This is a genomic window from Phenylobacterium koreense (genome assembly GCF_040545335.1).
Classification (GTDB): Bacteria; Pseudomonadota; Alphaproteobacteria; order Caulobacterales; family Caulobacteraceae; genus Phenylobacterium; species Phenylobacterium koreense.
Genome location: NZ_JBEPLU010000001.1, coordinates 1621168 through 1637004, shown reverse-complemented (window position 1 = coordinate 1637004; position 15837 = coordinate 1621168). Strand labels below are relative to the sequence as shown.

Below are 15837 nucleotides of genomic sequence, written 5' to 3'. Positions count from 1 at the left end.
ACCTCTCGCAACGGCGGCGCGGGCTGTTGTGGCGGCGGGGTCGGGCCTATAGGTTGGCGCACTTCAAATTCAAAAGCGGGTAGAGGAAACGCCGCGCCTATGAGCGACGCCGAAAAACGTACTTTCACGGACGAAGAAGCGCTGAGCTTCCACAGGCACCCGGTTCCCGGGAAAATCGCCATCGCCCCGACCAAGCCGATGGCCACCCAGCGGGACCTCTCGCTTGCCTACTCGCCCGGCGTGGCCGTACCCGTACTCAAGATCGCCGAGGATCCCGAGAGCGTCTACGACTACACTTCCAAGGGCAATCTGGTGGCCGTGGTGTCCAACGGCACGGCGATCCTGGGCCTGGGCAATCTGGGGGCCCTGGCCTCCAAGCCGGTGATGGAGGGCAAGGGCGTCCTCTTCAAGCGTTTCGCCGACGTCGACGCCATCGACATCGAGGTCAGCGCCACCGATCCGGACGAGATCATCACGGTGGTCAAGAACATCGGTATCACCTTCGGGGGCATCAACCTTGAGGACATCAAGAGCCCCGAGTGCTTCCGCATCGAGACCGAGCTGCAGGAACTGCTCGACATCCCGGTGTTCCATGACGACCAGCACGGCACGGCCATCATCTCGGCCGCCGGCCTGATCAATGCCTGCCACATCACCGGCCGCGACCTCTCCAAGGTCAAGGTCGTGCTGAACGGCGCCGGCGCGGCGGGGATCGCCACCCTGGACCTGATCAAGGCCATGGGCGTGTCGCCCGAGAACGTGGTCGCCTGCGACTCCAAGGGCGTGATCTACAAGGGCCGCCCCAATGACATGAACCAGTGGAAGAGCGCGCATGCGGTCGAGACCGACGCGCGCACCCTGGCCGACGCCGTGAAGGGCGCGGACGTGTTCATCGGCCTGTCGGTCAAGGGCGCCCTGACCCCGGAGATGGTGAAGACGATGGGCCCGACGCCGCTCATCTTCGCCATGGCCAACCCGGACCCGGAGATCCTGCCGGAAGAGGTCCACGCCGCGCGGTCGGACGCCATCGTCGCCACCGGAAGGTCGGACTATCCGAACCAGGTGAACAACGTCCTCGGCTTCCCCTACATCTTCCGCGGGGCCATGGACGTGCGCGCGCGGCGCGTGAACATGGAGATGAAGATCGCCTGCGCCCGGGCGCTGGCCCAACTGGCGCGCGAGGACGTGCCGGACGAAGTGGCCGCCGCCTATCATGGCGTCCAGCTCAAGTTCGGTCCGCAATACATCATCCCCTCGCCGTTCGATCCGCGGCTGATCTCCTACATCCCGCCCTTCGTCGCCCAGGCGGCGATGGACACCGGGGTCGCCCGCCGGCCGATCGCGGACATGGACGCCTATCGGGACTCGCTGGCCCAGCGCCTCGACCCGACGGCGGCCTTCCTCCAGAAGCTGCAGGGCGCGGTGCTGAAGGCGCCGAACAAGCGCATCGTCTTCGCCGAGGGCGAGGAGCCGACGGTGATCCGCGCCGCCCACGCCTTCGAGTCCGCGGGCCTTGGCCATGCGATCCTGGTCGGCCGTGAAGAGCTGGTGAAGGAGAACATGGTGGCGGCGGGTCTCGACCCGGCCGAAAGCCGCCTAGAGATCGTCAACGCCCGCGTCTCGCGCCATAACCCCGAGTTCGTGGACTTCCTCTACGAGCGGCTGTCGCGCCAGGGCTACCTGAAGCGCGACGTCCAGCGGCTGATCAACCAGGACCGCAACTCCTTCGCCGCCTCGATGGTGGCCCTGGGCTATGCGGACGGCATGGTGACCGGCGTGACCCGCTCCTACGACCAGGTGCTGGAAGAGGTGCTGCGGGTCATCGACCCGGCGATCGGCGGCCGGGTCATGGGCATGAGCGTCGTGCTGGCCAAGAGCCATACCCTGTTCATCGCCGACACCAACGTCACCGAGATGCCCGAGGCCGAGGAGCTGGTCGAGATCGCCATGGAGGCGGCGCGGACGGTGAAGACCCTCGGTTACACGCCGCGGGTGGCCTTCATGTCCTATTCGGCCTTCGGCAACCCGATGGGCATGCGCTCGGAGAAGGTGCGCGACGCCGTCGCCATCCTCGACGAGATGGAGGTTGACTTCGAGTACGAGGGCGAAATGCCGCCCGGACTGGCGCTCGATCCCAGCAAGCGCGTGAACTATCCCTTCATGCGCCTGACCGGCCCGGCCAATGTGCTGGTCATGCCGGCCATCCATTCGGCGGCGATCTCGACCCAGCTCGTCCAGGCGCTGGGCGGGGCGACGGTCATCGGGCCGGTGCTGGTGGGCCTGTCGAAGTCGGTGCAGATCGCCCCGCTCTCGGCCTCGGTGTCCCGCGTGCTCCAGATGGCGACCCTGGCCGCCTACGAGCAGGACCTGGTCGAGGGGCAGGCATGAGCCTCGTGCGCAAGCACATGAGCTAAACAGCCGTCCGCTCCTCGGGGGCGCGGACGGCTCGTCCGTCCGACCCCCGGAGAACTAGGCGGAGGTCTTCGTTTTTCTTTTTCCTCGCCCGTCGCGATGGCGGAGGGGGCCGCGAAGCGGTGGAGGGGAGCGTTCAAGCTCCGAGCCGGCCGCTCGCCCCTCCCCCGCTGACGCAGGGGAGGAAAGAGAAGACGAGACTTCTCCCAGACAGGAGCGCGACCATGGCCGGTCTCAGCATCGGTATCGACTTTGGTACGACCAATACGGTCGTCGCGCTCGCAGGCCCCGAGGGGCCGGCGCATCTCGTTAAATTCCCGGCGCCGGAGAAGGAGGTGTTCGCCTTCCGCTCGGCGCTCTCCTTCCATGCGCCGCCCGACCAGCCCAAGGAGCGCGAGGTCGAGGCCGGCCCTTGGGCCATCGAGGCCTATGTGGAAGACCCGCTGGAGACGCGGTTCATCCAGTCCTTCAAGAGCTTCGCGGCCTCGGAAAGCTTCACCGAGACGCAGATTCTCGGCCGCCGCTATCAGTTCGAGGACCTGCTCTCGGCCTTCCTGCTGAAGCTGCGCGAACATGGCGGGCAGGACATGGCGGAGCTGCCCGTGCGCGCGATCGTCGGGCGGCCGGTGACCTTCGCCGGCGCCGCGCCCAACGAGAACCTGGCGCTCTCCCGCTATGAGACCGGGTTCCGGCGACTGGGGTTTGAGGAGATCCTCTACGCCTACGAGCCGGTGGGGGCGGCTTTCTTCTTCGCCCGCGAGCTGACCGAGGACGCCACCGTGCTGGTGGGCGACTTCGGCGGCGGCACCAGCGACTTCTCGATCATCCGCTTCACTCGTGAGGACGGGGAGATCCGCTCTACGCCGCTGGGCCGGGCCGGTGTCGGCGTGGCCGGCGACGCCTTCGACTACCGGATCATCGACAACCTGGTTTCGCCCGAGCTGGGCAAGGGCTCGAGCTACACCTCGTTCGGCAAGGTGCTGCCGATCCCCAACCGCTACTATTCGACCTTCGCCCGCTGGGACCAGCTCGCCCTGATGCGCGCCAGCCGCGACATGCGGGAGATCCGCAAGCTGGTGAAAGAGGCTGTCGAGCCGGAGAAGATCGAGCGCCTGGTCGAAGTGCTGGACGAGAACTACGGCTATCGCCTCTATCGGTCGGTGTCGGACGTGAAGGAGGCGTTGTCTGCGAAAGGCATGGCGCAGTTCCGCTTCCACGCCGGGACGATCGACATCGCGCGCGAGGTGGAGCGGGCGGAGTTCGAGAGCTGGATCTCGCCTGAACTGCGGCTCATTGAAACCGCCGTCGACGCGGCCCTGGCGGAGGCGGGGCTGGGGCCGGAAGGGATCGACCGGGTGTTCCTGACCGGCGGTTCGTCCCTGGTTCCGGCGGTGCGCGACATCTTCTACCGGCGTTTCGAGCCGTCGAAGATCGAGAGCGGATCGGAGCTGGAATCCATCGCCTCGGGCCTGGCGCTGATGGGCCGCGAGCGCGACCTGACGAAGTGGGCGCGGGGGGTTTAGGGCTTCCCAGATGCTCCCCCCGACTATTTCAAGCTCACCGAATCCAGGTTGAGCTGGGCCGCGGGAACGACCTCCAGGTTCGGGCGGCGTTGCTTGAGGCCCTCGGTGAACGCCTTGGCGTCGCCGGCGACGATGACGCTGACGGTGTCGGGGGCGAGGTTCTTGGCGGCGAAGGCCTGAACCTGCCCGGCGGTGACCGCCTCGACCTTGCCAGTGTAGGCGGCGACCTCCGAGAGCGGCAGGTCGTAGAGGGCGAGGTTGCCGAGGATGCCGGCGAGGCCGTCGGTGGTGGCTAGTTCACGGCCGAAGCCGCCGATCAGCACCGACTTGCGGGCCTTGAGCTCATCGGCGGTGGGCGTGGTTCCGCCCAGGCGCTTCAGCTCGGCGGTGATCAGGTCGAGGACCTGCGGGGCGGATTCGTTCTTGGTCTGGGCCACGGCGCGGAAGAGGCCGGTGGTACGCATGGCCGAGAGGCGGGAATTGGCTCCGTAGGAGAGGCCGCGCTTGATGCGGATCTCCTGGTTGAGGCGGGCCGAATAGCCGCCGCCCAGCACCGAGTTGGCGACGATCGCCGGATAGTACTGCGGGTCGCTGCGCGAGATGGAGGCCTTGGCGACGGTGACCGCCGCCTGGCCGGTGCCGGGCAGGTCGATGGCGACGGTGCGAGGCGGGGCCGCGGGCGCGACCTCGCCGCGCGGCGGGGCGGCGCCGGCCGGGGCCTTCCAGTCGCCGAGGGTCTTCTCGGCCAAGGCCAGGCCCTGCTCGGGCGTGATGTCGCCGGTCAGGACCAGGATGGCGTTGTCGGGCCGGAAATAGGTCTGGTGCAGGCGGGCGAGGTCGGCGGTGGCCAGCTTCTTCAGCGAGGCCGGGGTGCCGGAGGGCACATGGCCGAAGGTCGTGCCCGAGAAGATCACCGGCGAGGCGGCGAAGCCCGCCAGTGAGCCGGGCGACTGGTAGGCCACCGAGAGGCCGTCGAGGGCCTGGGTGCGCTGGCGCTCCAACTCCTCCTGGGCGAAGGCCGGGTTCTTCACCACGTCGGCCATGATCTCCATCGCGGCGGGAAGATTGCCCGGCATGACGTTGAGGCCGACAGCCGAGGCTTCCTGGCCGCCGCCGGAGCTGAGCGTGGCGCCAAGCGCCTCGGTCTGGCTGGCGATCTGCTGGGCGCTGCGGGTCCTGGTGCCCTCGGTCAGCATGCCGGCGGTCATGCCCATGGCCCCTGCCAGGCCTTGCGGATCGGCCCAGGCGCCGGTGCGCACGGTGAGCGAGGCGGTGACGAGCGGCAGGTCGGAGGACTTGGCGACGATGACCTTCAGGCCGTTGGCGAGGGTCTTCTCCACCGGCTTGGGCAGGATCGGTTCGACCGGCGCGCCGACCGGCGGCGGCGCCTGGCGCTGGCCTTCCGGGGCCAGGGTGACCACCGGCCCGGTGTAGTGGGCCGAGGCGACGACCGGCGGCCTGGGCGCGGCGTCGGCCTGGCCGGCTGGGCGGGCGGCTTCCGATTGGTAGAGGATGGTCATGCGGCCGGCGTCGGTGAGGTACTGGCGGGCCACGCGCTGGACGTCCTGCGCGGTCACGGCCTGAAGATCGGCGAGCTCGCGGTTGGCCTGGGCGGCGTCGCCGGTGGTGCGCAGGGCATAGCCGAGGGCGAAGGCGCGGCCGTCGATGGTCTCGCGTTCGCGCAGCTTGCTGGCGACGAGCTCATTCCTGGCTTCGGCGAGCTCCTCGGCGGTGGGCGGGGCGTCGCGCAGGCGGGCGACCTCGGCGAGCAGGGCCTGTTGGCCGTCCTCGATGGTCTTGCCGCTTGCGAGGATGGCGCCGAGCATGATGAGGCCGGGCTGCTGGGGCAGGGTGGCGTCGGAGAAGACCTCGGTGGCGATCTGCTGCTCGTAGACCAGGCTCTGATAGAGGCGCGAGGACTTGCCGCCCGAGAGGATGGCGTCGAGCACGGCCAGGGCCGGGGCGTCCGGACTGGCCGCGTCGGGGCCGTGCCAGGTCATCAGGATCGCGGGCAGCGGGACATTGGGGCCATAGCCCCTGAACACGCCCGGGGCGGTGCGCGGCGGCTCGACCGCGGTGACGCGGGCGATGGGTTCCGAGGGGTTGGTCAGCGGGCCGAAATACTTGTCGACCCAGGCGTCGAGCTGGGCCTCGTCGAAATTGCCGACCACGACCAGGGCGGTGTTGTCCGGCCGGTAGAAGGCGGCGTGGAAGGCGCGGACGTCGTCGATGGTGGCTGCGTCCAGCTCTTCGATCGAGCCGATGCCCGGGCGCTTGTAGGGGTGGACCTCATAGCTCGCCTCGGGGACGTAGAGGTAGAAGAGGCGGCCATAGGGCTGGCTGAGCACCGACTGGCGCAGCTCCTCCTTCACCACGTCGCGCTCGGACTTGAAGGTCGCCTCGTCGACGACAAGCGAGCCCAGGCGCTGGGCCTCGACCCACAGCAAGCGCTGGAGGTGATTGGCCGGGACGACCTCGTAGTAGTTGGTGAAGTCGTCGTAGGTGGAGGCGTTGTTGATGCCGCCCACGTCCTCGGTCATGCGGTCGATAGTCTCGGACGGCATGTCGCGCGTGGCCTTGAACATCATGTGCTCGAAGAGGTGCGCGAAGCCCGAGCGGCCGATTGGATCGTCCTTCGAGCCGACGCCGTACCACATCTGGACGGTGACGTTGGGAGTGGTGCGGTCCACCGAGGAATAGACCCGCAGCCCGTTGGCCAGGGTGCGCTCGCGATAGGCGATGGGCGGGACCGTGTCCGCGGCGAAGACGGGAAGGGCAAGGCCCAGGCAGAGGGCGAAGGCGAGCGCGGCGTGGCGGAACATGCGGACTTCCCGGTTGGCGTGCGGCGACCCTAGCATCGGCGGCGAGGGAGGGAAGCGGGCGAGACCGCCGCAGGGCTGCGCCTTTTCTTCGGGTGGTCCCCCTCCCCCGCTTCGCAGGGGAGGAAGAGAGCGCGGGTTTTACGCCGCCAGCTTGACCAGCATCTTGCCGGTGTTGGCGCCTTGCATGAGGCCGATCAGGGCGCTGGGGGCGTTGGCGATGCCGTCGAGGACGGTCTCCTGGTACTTGACCTTGCCGTCCTTCAGCCAGCCGGCCATGTCGCTCAGGAACTGGCCGTGCAGGTGCGGGAAGTCCGTGCCCACGAAGCCGCGCAGCATCACCCGCGAATAGATGATGTTCGACAGGTTCGAGACCGGCGAGTGGCCGGAATTGTAGCCGGAGATGAAGCCGCAGACCGGGATGCGGCCCAGGGTGTTCATGCGGCGGAGGGCCGCTTCCAGATGATCGCCGCCGACATTGTCGAAATAGACGTCGATCCCCTTGGGCGTGGCGTCCTGCAGGGCCTGCCGGATCGGGGCTTCCTTGTAGTTGATCACCGCGTCGAGGCCGACTTCGTCCTTCAGCCAGGCGGCCTTGTCGGCCGAACCAGTGGAGCCCACCACGTAGCAGCCCTTGATCTTGGCGATCTGGGCGGCGACCGAGCCCACCGCGCCGGCCGCGGTGGAAACGAAGACCTGCTCGCCGTCCTTGAGCTGGCCGATGTGCAGCAGGCCGCCATAAGCGGTGAAGCCGGTCATGCCCATGGCGTGCATGTAGGTGGTGAGCGAAAGGTCCGGATCAGCCGCCAGCTTGCTCAGGTCCTTGCCGGCGGAGACGAAATATTCCCGGAAGCCCGAGCGATTGGTGACGATGTCGCCGACGGCGAAGTCGGGGTTCTTGGATTGGACGACGCGGCCCAGCGCCCCGCCCATCATCGGGACATTGAGGTCCTGGCCGGCGGTCAGGCGCGGGCGCATGGCCGGATCGACCGACATGTAGAGGTTCTGGACCAGCACCTGGCCGTCGCCGGCGTCGCCGACGCTGGTTTCCACCAAGGCGAAGTCCTCGGGCCTGGGCATTCCGTTCGGGCGGGCGACGAGGTGGATCTCACGGCTGACGGGCATAATGGCCTCCCTGGGCTCTCTCTTGAAATTTGCGTGGCCCGAAATGCCGTTGGGCCAGCTTCTCTTGTGCCGCGGGCGGCGGCGTTTGGAAACCGGCGGTTTCAGGATGTTGGGAGGAGGTCGCCCCAATCCAGCCGCCGGGCGACCGCGTAGGCGGCCTTGTCGCGCTTGGCGACGAAGCGCTGCTCGGCCGCGCCGGAGGGCGTGCAGAGCTTGAGTTCGATCCCCGGCTTGCCGGCGCGGGGCGGGGCGAGGACCCGCGGGGCCGGCGGCTCCACGGCGAGGCCGGGCCGGGCGGCGGCCAGGTAGATGAACTTCTCGTCCTCGAAGGGGGTCTCGGCGCCCTTGGCGATGCGGTGGTCGCGCGAGCGGGCGAGGCGTTGGCTGAAATGGCACCAGTCGGGAGCGTTCAGCGGGCAGGGCGCGTGGTGCGGGCAAGGGGCGATGAGTTGGGCGCCCGCCTCGATGAGCTGGGTGCGAGCCGCGAGGATGCGTTGGTAGCCGGCGGGTGTTCCGGGCTCGATGAGGACAAGCACGCCCTGCGTCGAATCCCACAGGCGGGCGACGACGCCGGCCTGCGCGGACGGAGCAATCTCGGCCAGGGCGTAGCTGGCCATGACGAGGTCGGCCGTGGGCCAGTCGCCGGCGGCGGCGAGGTCGGCGCGCAGGCGCTCGGCTTCCTTGAGGGTGGGGGCCGCTTCGGCGGCGAGCGCTTCGGCGAGGTCGAGGAAGGCGCGGTTGGAGTCGAGCAGGACGGCGCGGGCGACGCCGGGCCAGGTCTCAAGGGCCGCCCAACCGGCGCCGCCCGGCCCGGCGCCGGCGTCCAGCAGGCTTCGGGGGGCGAAATCCCGAACGCGCTCGGCGATGTCGGCGAAGACTCGGGCGTCGGCGGCGTAGGTGGCCGGGAGGCGTGTCAGGACATAGGCCATGGCGTCGGCCTGCGAGGCCACCACGGCGGCCGAGCCGCCGCCGGCGCGATAGCGGGCGGAGATGGCGCTGGCCCGGCCGGCCAGGTCCTTGCGCGAGACGCCCTCCAGCAGGCGGTCGGCGGCGAGGCGGAGCTGTGGCGGCAGGTCGAAGGACATGGGTGCGGGCTTTAACTCGTCCATGGGGGCTATTCCACTTTTCCTCCCCTGCGGAGCGGGGGAGGGGGAGGAAATGGAGCGACGACGCCTCGCGCTATCTCGCTTCCCCCTCCGCCTCGCGGCGCAGGGCGCGAAGGGCCTCGGGGACGTCGCGGCGCAGGGCCATGCGGGCGATGGGGCCGGGGATGGCGAAGGGGACAGAGGCGCGGTTCTCGTAGAGCACGCGGGTGCGGCGACCGTCGTCAAGGGGGACGAGCCGCCACTGGCCGTCGAGCAGCCTCAGCTCGCCGCCGACGCGGTAGAAGTGGATGCGGCGGGGCGGGTCGTAGTCGGAGCGGAAGACGCTGCGAACCGAGGGCAGGAGGCCGTTGCGGCTGACGTGCTCGCGCACGTCCCAGCGTCCGGCCGGGTCCCTGGCCAGCACCCGGCAGCTCCGGAGGCTGCGGACCATGCGCGGAGCGAGGTCGCAGTCGAGCAGCACCTTCCAGACCGCTTCCGGCGGGGCGTCGATCTCCACCACGCCGCGGATCAGGCCGGAGGCGCCGCCTGGGTCACGCAGCACCTCGACCCGCAAGGACGAATCTCGCGCCTGCGCCGGCGGAGCGGCCAGGAGGATGCAGGCGATGATGACCGCTGGGCGCATGGCGAAGCTTTCCTCGCCATGCGCAACGCGTCAGGCGCCGTGTCGGTTCTTCACCAAGTCCTCGACCACGGCCGGATCGGCGAGGGTCGTGGTGTCGCCGAGGTTGCCGAGGTCGTTCTCGGCGATCTTGCGCAGGATGCGGCGCATGATCTTGCCCGAGCGGGTCTTGGGCAGGCCGGGGGCGAACTGGACGACGTCGGGGGCGGCGAAGGGGCCGATCTCGCGACGGACCCAGCCCTTCAGCTCGGCCTCGAGGATGTCGGTCGGATGGACGTCGGCCTTCAGGGTGACGTAAGCGTAGACGCCCTGGCCCTTGATGTCGTGCGGATAGCCGACGACCGCGGCCTCGGCGACGTTCTCGTTGCCGACCAGGGCGCTCTCGATCTCGGCGGTGCCCAGGCGGTGGCCGGAGACATTGATGACGTCGTCCACCCGGCCGGTGATCCAGTAGTAGCCGTCCTCGTCGCGGCGACAGCCGTCCCCGGTGAAGTACTTGCCGGGATAGGTCGAGAAGTAGGTGTCGAAGAAGCGCTGGTCGTCGCCATAGACCGTCCGCATCTGGCCGGGCCAGCTATCGGTGATGCAGAGGTTGCCGGAGGCCGCACCGGTGATGACCGCGCCATCGGCCTCGACGAGCTGGAACTTCACGCCGGGCATCGGCTTGGCGCAGGAGCCGGGTTTGGTGGGGTGGGCGCCGGGCAGGGGCGAGGCCAGGCACGCGCCGGTCTCGGTCTGCCAGTAGGTGTCGACGATCGGGCAGCGGCCCTCGCCCACCACGCGGTGGTACCAGAGCCAGGCTTCCGGGTTGATTGGCTCGCCCACCGTGCCCAGCAGGCGCAGCGACTTGCGCGAAGTCTTCAGGACCGGCTCGTCGCCCTCGCGCATCAGGGCGCGGATGGCGGTCGGGGCGGTGTAGAAGATCTCCACCTTGTACTTGTCGATGACCTCCCAGAAGCGGGAGTGGTCGGGATAGTTGGGCACGCCCTCGAACATCAGGGACGTGCCGGCGTTGGCCAGGGGGCCGTAGACCACATAGCTGTGGCCGGTGACCCAGCCCACGTCGGCCGTGCACCAGAAGACCTCGCCGGGGCGGTAGTCGAAGACCAGCTCGTGGGTGTAGGCGGCCCAGGCCAGATAGCCGCCGGTGGTGTGCAGCACGCCCTTGGGCTTACCGGTCGAACCGGAGGTGTAGAGGATGAACAGCGGGTCCTCCGCGTTCATCGGCTCGGGCTCGCAGACGTCGGAGACGCCCTGCTTCAGGTCCGGCAGGAAGGCGTCGCGGCCTTCGGTCATCGGCACGTCGGCCTTGGTGCGGCGCACCACGATGACGTCGGTGACTTGCGGGCAGGACTTCAAGGCCTCGTCGACGTTGCGCTTGAGGGGAACGATCTTGCCGCCGCGCAGGCCCTCGTCGGCGGTGATGACGATGCGGCTGTCGCAGTCCTGGATGCGGCCGGCGATGGAGTCGGGCGAGAAACCGCCGAAGATCACCGAGTGGATGGCGCCGATCCGTGCGCAGGCCAGCATACAGAAGGCGGCCGCCGGGATCATCGGCAGGTAGATGGTGACCCGGTCGCCCTTCTTGACGCCCTTGGCCTTCAGCACGTTGGCGATGCGGCAGACCTCGGCCAGGGCTTCACGATAGGTGAAGCGGGCCATCAGGCCGTCGTCGCTTTCCCAGAGGATGGCGGGCTGGTCGCCGCGTTCGGCGATGTGGCGATCGAGGCAGTTGACCGAGACGTTCAGTACGCCGTCCGCGAACCAGCGGATGTGGAAGTCTTCCTTCTCGAAGGAAACGTCCTTGACCTGGGTAAAGGGGGTCATCCAGTCGAGGCGGCCGGCGACCTTGGTCCAAAAGGCGTCGGGATTGGTCTCGACCTCGGCCACCGCAGCCTCGTAGCCGGCGGCGTCCATGTGGGCCTTCTGCGCCCAGGCCTTCGGAACCGGAAAGACTTCGCCGTCGCTCACGCTGCGCACTCCCTGTCACAAGCTCTGGAGGGAGTTATGCGGAGTGACGCGGGGGACGCAACCGCAGAGGTCAGGAAAGTGCGGGGGTGAGGCAATACGGAGCGGAGACCGCCCTGCCGGGCGGCCCCCTCCGTCGCGCTGCGCGCGATTGATCAGCCGCGGCGGTCGCGCTTGGCGGCGACGCGCAGGCGCAGGGCGTTGAGCTTGATGAAGCCGGCGGCGTCGCGGTGGTCGTAGGCGACCTTGCCTTCCTCGAAGGTGACCAGGTCCTGGTCGTACAGCGAGTAGGGGCTGGTGCGGCCGATGACGGTGACATTGCCCTTGTAGAGCTTCACGCGAACCTGGCCGGTGACCTTCTTCTGGCTGTAGTCGATGGCCGCCTGCAGCATCTCGCGCTCCGGGCTGAACCAGAAGCCGTTGTAGATGAGCGATGCGTACTTCGGCATCAGCTCGTCCTTCAGGTGCATCGATCCGCGGTCGAGGGTGATGGACTCGATCCCGCGGTGGGCGGCCAGCAGGATGGTCCCGCCGGGGGTCTCGTAGACGCCGCGCGACTTCATGCCGACGAAGCGGTTCTCGACCAGGTCGAGGCGGCCGATCCCGTTGTCGTGACCGAGCTTGTTGAGCTTGGTCAGCAGGGCGGCGGGGGTGAGCTTCTCGCCGTCGATGGCGACCGGGTCGCCGCCTTCGAAGTCCATGGTGAAGATGGTCGGGGTGTCCGGCGCGTCCTCGGGCGAGATGGTGCGCATGTGCACGAACTCGGGAGCCTCGATCGCCGGGTCTTCCAGCACCTTACCTTCGGAGGAGGAGTGCAGCAGATTGGCGTCGACGCTGAAGGGCGCCTCGCCGCGCTTGTCCTTGGTGATCTGGATCTGGTGCTTCTCGGCGAAGTCCAGCAGGGCCTCGCGGGACTTGAAGTCCCACTCGCGCCAGGGGGCGATGACGTGGATGTCGGGCTCGAGGGCATAGTAGCCGAGCTCGAAGCGGACCTGGTCGTTGCCCTTGCCGGTAGCGCCGTGGCTGACGGCGTCGGCGCCGGTCTGACGGGCGATCTCGATCTGGCGCTTGGCGATCAGCGGCCGGGCGATCGAGGTGCCGAGCAGGTACTGCCCTTCATAGACCGTGTTGGCGCGGAACATCGGAAACACGAAGTCGCGGACGAATTCTTCGCGGAGGTCCTCGATGAAGACGTTCTCCGGCTTCACGCCGGCGGCAAGCGCCTTGGCGCGGGCGGGTTCGATTTCTTCGCCCTGGCCGAGGTCGGCGGTGAAGGTGACGACCTCCGCCCCATACTCGGTCTGCAGCCACTTCAGGATGATCGAGGTGTCGAGCCCGCCGGAATAGGCGAGGACGACTTTCTTGATGGGGGGGTTGGTCGTGCTCATGCGCGGCACCCTAAGCCAGGATCAAAACAATTGGATTGCAAATGCGCCAACAATCGGCGTGGTATTGGCGCCAGATTTCAAACTTGTCTGTGCGAGGGGCATATGGCGCCAATCAAGCTCGACGCCATCGATCGCCGTATTCTGCGCGCCCTGCAGCGGGACGGCCGCATGCAGAATATCGAACTCGCCAAGGAGGTCGGGCTGTCGCCATCGCCCTGCCTGCGCCGGGTCCGGCTGCTGGAGGAGGCGGGCGTCATCCAGCGCTATGTGGCGGTGGTGGACGGGGCCAAGGTCGGGGTCGGGCTGACGGTGTTCGCCCGGGTCTGGTTCAAGACCCAGGACGCGGCCATGACCCAGCAGTTCGCCGAGGCGGTGCGGCGGTTTCCCGAAGTGGTCGAGTGCTATCTGACGACCGGGGAGTGCGACGCCCTGCTGCGGATCGTGACCGCCGACCTGAACAGCTATTGGCGCTTCCAGGCCGATCACCTGACGCGGATTCCGAGCGTCCAGAGCGTGAAGACCGACGTACCGATGGAGACGGTCAAGCGCAGCTTCGAAATCCCGCTGCCTTAAGACTTGAGCCCGCCTTCGGCGTCGAGCGTGATCAGGGCGCCCTTGAGCCACTGCAGGTGCATCATGGCCACGATCGCCGCCAATGTGGCGCGGGCGCCGAAGAAGATGACGTTGTAGGCCAGGTCCGCCGCGTTGCGATGGGCCCAGAGCAGGGCCACGCCCAGGAGCAATGCGAGCAGCACCGGCAGGATGAGGGCCTGATTGCGCGGCAGGCGCCAGTTTCCGCGCATCGGCACCAGCGTCTGGGCGTCCATCCGGCGCCAGGCCGCCCGCGCCCCGCCCGCCATGATCGACAGGGCGATGATCCAGAGGGCGTCGGCGCCGATACTCAGGAAATCCATCTAGACGCTCACCTGGGTGCCCAGCTCCACCACGCGGCCGGGGGGGATCTTATAAAAGTCCGTGGGGTTGGCGGCGTTCCGCATCAGGAAGATGAAGATCTTGTCCTGCCAGAGCGGCATGCCGGACTGAGCCGAGGCCACCACGGACCGGCGACCGAGGAAGAAGCTGGTGGCCATGATGTCGAATTTCAGACCGAGCTTGCGGCAGAGGCCGAGCGCCTTGGGCAGGTTCGGACTCTCCATGAAGCCGTAGGAGACGAAGACCTTCTTGAAGTCGTCGTTCACCGGCTCGATGCGGATGCGGTCGGCCTCGCTGACCCGCGGAGTCTCGGTGGTGACAACGGTGAGGATCACGTTCTTCTCGTGCAGGACCTTGTTGTGCTTGAGGTTGTGCATGAGCGCGACGGGCGCGATGTCCGGGTCGGAGGTCAGGAAGATGGCCGTGCCGGGGGCCCGGTGCGGCGCGCGGGCCTTGAGAATCTCGGACAGCTCGACCAGCGGGACGGAGTCGCGGCGGGTCTTTTCGGTGAGGATCTGGGCGCCGCGGGTCCAGGTCCACATGACGACCACCAGCACTGCGCCCATGACCAGGGGCAGCCAGGCCCCGTCGGGAATCTTCAGGAGGTTGGAGCTGATGAAGACCAGGTCGATGACGCCGAAGGCGCCGGCGGCCAGGGCGGCTTGCCAGACGGGCCGCTTCCACATGTAGCGGACGATCACGAAGAACAGCAGCGTATCGACGAACATCGCGCCGGTGACCGCGATCCCGTAGGCGGCGGCCAGGGACGAGGAGGTCTGGAAGGTGAACAGCAGGATGAGGACGCCGATCATCAGGTAGGTGTTCACCTGCGGCACGTAGATCTGGCCGGCCTGGGTCTCGGAGGTGCGGCGGATGTCGATCCGCGGCAGCAGGCCCAGTTGCACGGCCTGCTGGGTCATGGAGAAGGCGCCGGTGATCACCGCCTGGCTGGCGATGACGGTGGCGGCGGTGGCGAGCACGAGCACCGGCCAGTAGGCGATCTCGGGCACCATTTCCCAGAACGGGTTGAAGCGCGCGTTGTGGTCGGCGAGCACGTTGGCGCCCTGGCCCAGATAGTTCAACGCCAGGCAGGGGAGCGCGAAGCTGAGCCAGGCGGCGCGGATCGGGCCTTTGCCGAAGTGGCCCATGTCGGCGTAGAGCGCCTCGGCCCCGGTCACCGCCAGGAAAACGCTGCCGAGAATGACGAAGCCGACCCAGCCGTTGGTGAAGAGGAACATCACCCCGTAGTGCGGCAGGAAGGCGCGGACGATCGTCCAGTCGTCGAAGATGTGGAACAGGCCGAGACCGCCGAGCACCAGGAACCAGGCGGCCATGATCGGGCCGAAGAAGGCGGCCACCCGATGGGTGCCGCGGGGCTGGAGCATGAAGAGCGCGACGAGCACGCCCGCGGCGATCGGCACCAGGTAGGGCTCGATTCCCAAGCCGACGCCGGGCGCCTCCTTGAGGCCCTCGACCGCCGAAAGCACGGAGATGGCGGGCGTGATGACGCCGTCGCCATAGAACAGCGCCGCGCCGATCACGCCCAGGAAGAAGACCGCCGTCGACCGCTTGGGCAGGTGGCGCTGGGCCAGGGCCATAAGGGCCAGCGTGCCGCCTTCGCCCTTGTTGTCGGCCCGCATCAGGAAGACGACGTACTTGATGGTGACGATGAGGACGAGGGCCCAGATCACCAGCGAGACCACGCCCAGCACCGCCAGTTCGCTGGCGCCGCCCTCGCGGGAGTGGTGCAGGGCCTCCTTCATCGCATAGAGGGGGCTGGTGCCGATGTCGCCGAACACGACGCCGATGGCGCCAAGGGCCAGTGCGGCGAAGCTCTCGCGCTTGTGCGATTGAGATTCCTCGGCCGCTTCCTGAGCGACGGCGGCTGAATCAGCCATGCAAGGTCTCCGGGCCGAAGGGCTCAAAGCGCGGCCCGAGTGCCGC

Annotated in this window: 11 protein-coding genes; 3 read left to right on the top strand and 8 right to left on the bottom strand. The window is 68.2% G+C overall.

The window, feature by feature from the left end:
- Positions 1-99 precede the first annotated feature (99 nt).
- Both ABID41_RS08165 and ABID41_RS08160 read left to right on the top strand, forming a co-directional pair.
- On the top strand, positions 100-2388 hold the full coding sequence (locus tag ABID41_RS08165; protein ID WP_331927662.1) for an NADP-dependent malic enzyme: 2289 nt from the start codon (positions 100-102) through the stop codon (positions 2386-2388).
- Positions 2389-2636: 248 nt separating this feature from the next.
- Positions 2637-3935 carry an Hsp70 family protein gene (locus tag ABID41_RS08160; RefSeq protein ID WP_331927664.1) on the top strand — a complete coding sequence of 433 codons (1299 nt, stop codon included), beginning with the start codon at positions 2637-2639 and terminating at the stop codon, positions 3933-3935.
- A gap of 23 nt (positions 3936-3958) precedes the next feature.
- On the opposite strand, the gene ABID41_RS08155 is transcribed toward ABID41_RS08160, so the two are convergent.
- The 6 genes from ABID41_RS08155 to ABID41_RS08130 form a co-directional block, all read right to left on the bottom strand.
- Positions 3959-6757 (bottom strand): M16 family metallopeptidase, encoded by a 2799-nt coding sequence (locus ABID41_RS08155; protein WP_354297406.1) that lies wholly within the window; start codon positions 6755-6757, stop codon positions 3959-3961.
- A gap of 138 nt (positions 6758-6895) precedes the next feature.
- Positions 6896-7879 carry an NADP-dependent oxidoreductase gene (locus ABID41_RS08150; RefSeq protein ID WP_331931206.1) on the bottom strand — a complete coding sequence of 328 codons (984 nt, stop codon included), beginning with the start codon at positions 7877-7879 and terminating at the stop codon, positions 6896-6898.
- A gap of 101 nt (positions 7880-7980) precedes the next feature.
- Complete coding sequence (locus ABID41_RS08145; protein WP_354297405.1) at positions 7981-8988, bottom strand: small ribosomal subunit Rsm22 family protein; 1008 nt, start codon at positions 8986-8988, stop codon at positions 7981-7983.
- A 70-nt stretch (positions 8989-9058) separates the two neighbouring features.
- Positions 9059-9607, bottom strand: a complete 549-nt coding sequence (locus ABID41_RS08140; protein ID WP_331930856.1) for an SRPBCC family protein — start codon at positions 9605-9607, stop codon at positions 9059-9061.
- Between the two features lie 30 nt (positions 9608-9637).
- Positions 9638-11521, bottom strand: coding sequence for an acetate--CoA ligase (gene acs / locus ABID41_RS08135; protein WP_414695947.1), 1884 nt, complete (start codon positions 11519-11521; stop codon positions 9638-9640).
- 206 nt (positions 11522-11727) lie between these two features.
- The gene (locus tag ABID41_RS08130) at positions 11728-12960 is read right to left on the bottom strand and encodes an argininosuccinate synthase (protein WP_331930860.1); all 1233 of its coding nucleotides are present in this window, start codon (positions 12958-12960) and stop codon (positions 11728-11730) included.
- A 102-nt stretch (positions 12961-13062) separates the two neighbouring features.
- Here ABID41_RS08130 and ABID41_RS08125 point away from each other — a divergent pair, with 102 nt between their 5' ends.
- Positions 13063-13533: an Lrp/AsnC family transcriptional regulator gene (locus tag ABID41_RS08125; protein ID WP_331930862.1), complete on the top strand. Its 471-nt coding sequence runs from the start codon at positions 13063-13065 to the stop codon at positions 13531-13533.
- Here the strand turns inward: ABID41_RS08125 and ABID41_RS08120 are convergent.
- Positions 13530-13874: a hypothetical protein gene (locus tag ABID41_RS08120; RefSeq protein WP_331930864.1), complete on the bottom strand. Its 345-nt coding sequence runs from the start codon at positions 13872-13874 to the stop codon at positions 13530-13532. The genes ABID41_RS08125 and ABID41_RS08120 overlap by 4 nt on opposite strands.
- Entirely contained in the window at positions 13875-15791 is a 1917-nt protein-coding gene (locus ABID41_RS08115; RefSeq protein WP_331930866.1) for a potassium transporter Kup, read from the bottom strand.
- Positions 15792-15837: the final 46 nt, after the last annotated feature.

What these genes read in the sequence shown, in the direction of transcription:
- ABID41_RS08165 (WP_331927662.1), top strand. Translation starts at nt 100, where the DNA reads ATGAGCGACGCCGAAAAACGTACTTTCACGGACGAAGAAGCGCTGAGC.
- acs (WP_414695947.1), bottom strand. Translation starts at nt 11,521, where the DNA reads ATGGACGCCGCCGGCTACGAGGCTGCGGTGGCCGAGGTCGAGACCAAT.
- ABID41_RS08115 (WP_331930866.1), bottom strand. Translation starts at nt 15,791, where the DNA reads ATGGCTGATTCAGCCGCCGTCGCTCAGGAAGCGGCCGAGGAATCTCAA.
- ABID41_RS08145 (WP_354297405.1), bottom strand. Translation starts at nt 8,988, where the DNA reads ATGGACGAGTTAAAGCCCGCACCCATGTCCTTCGACCTGCCGCCACAG.
- ABID41_RS08150 (WP_331931206.1), bottom strand. Translation starts at nt 7,879, where the DNA reads ATGCCCGTCAGCCGTGAGATCCACCTCGTCGCCCGCCCGAACGGAATG.
- ABID41_RS08125 (WP_331930862.1), top strand. Translation starts at nt 13,063, where the DNA reads ATGGCGCCAATCAAGCTCGACGCCATCGATCGCCGTATTCTGCGCGCC.
- ABID41_RS08140 (WP_331930856.1), bottom strand. Translation starts at nt 9,607, where the DNA reads ATGCGCCCAGCGGTCATCATCGCCTGCATCCTCCTGGCCGCTCCGCCG.
- ABID41_RS08155 (WP_354297406.1), bottom strand. Translation starts at nt 6,757, where the DNA reads ATGTTCCGCCACGCCGCGCTCGCCTTCGCCCTCTGCCTGGGCCTTGCC.
- ABID41_RS08120 (WP_331930864.1), bottom strand. Translation starts at nt 13,874, where the DNA reads ATGGATTTCCTGAGTATCGGCGCCGACGCCCTCTGGATCATCGCCCTG.
- ABID41_RS08160 (WP_331927664.1), top strand. Translation starts at nt 2,637, where the DNA reads ATGGCCGGTCTCAGCATCGGTATCGACTTTGGTACGACCAATACGGTC.
- ABID41_RS08130 (WP_331930860.1), bottom strand. Translation starts at nt 12,960, where the DNA reads ATGAGCACGACCAACCCCCCCATCAAGAAAGTCGTCCTCGCCTATTCC.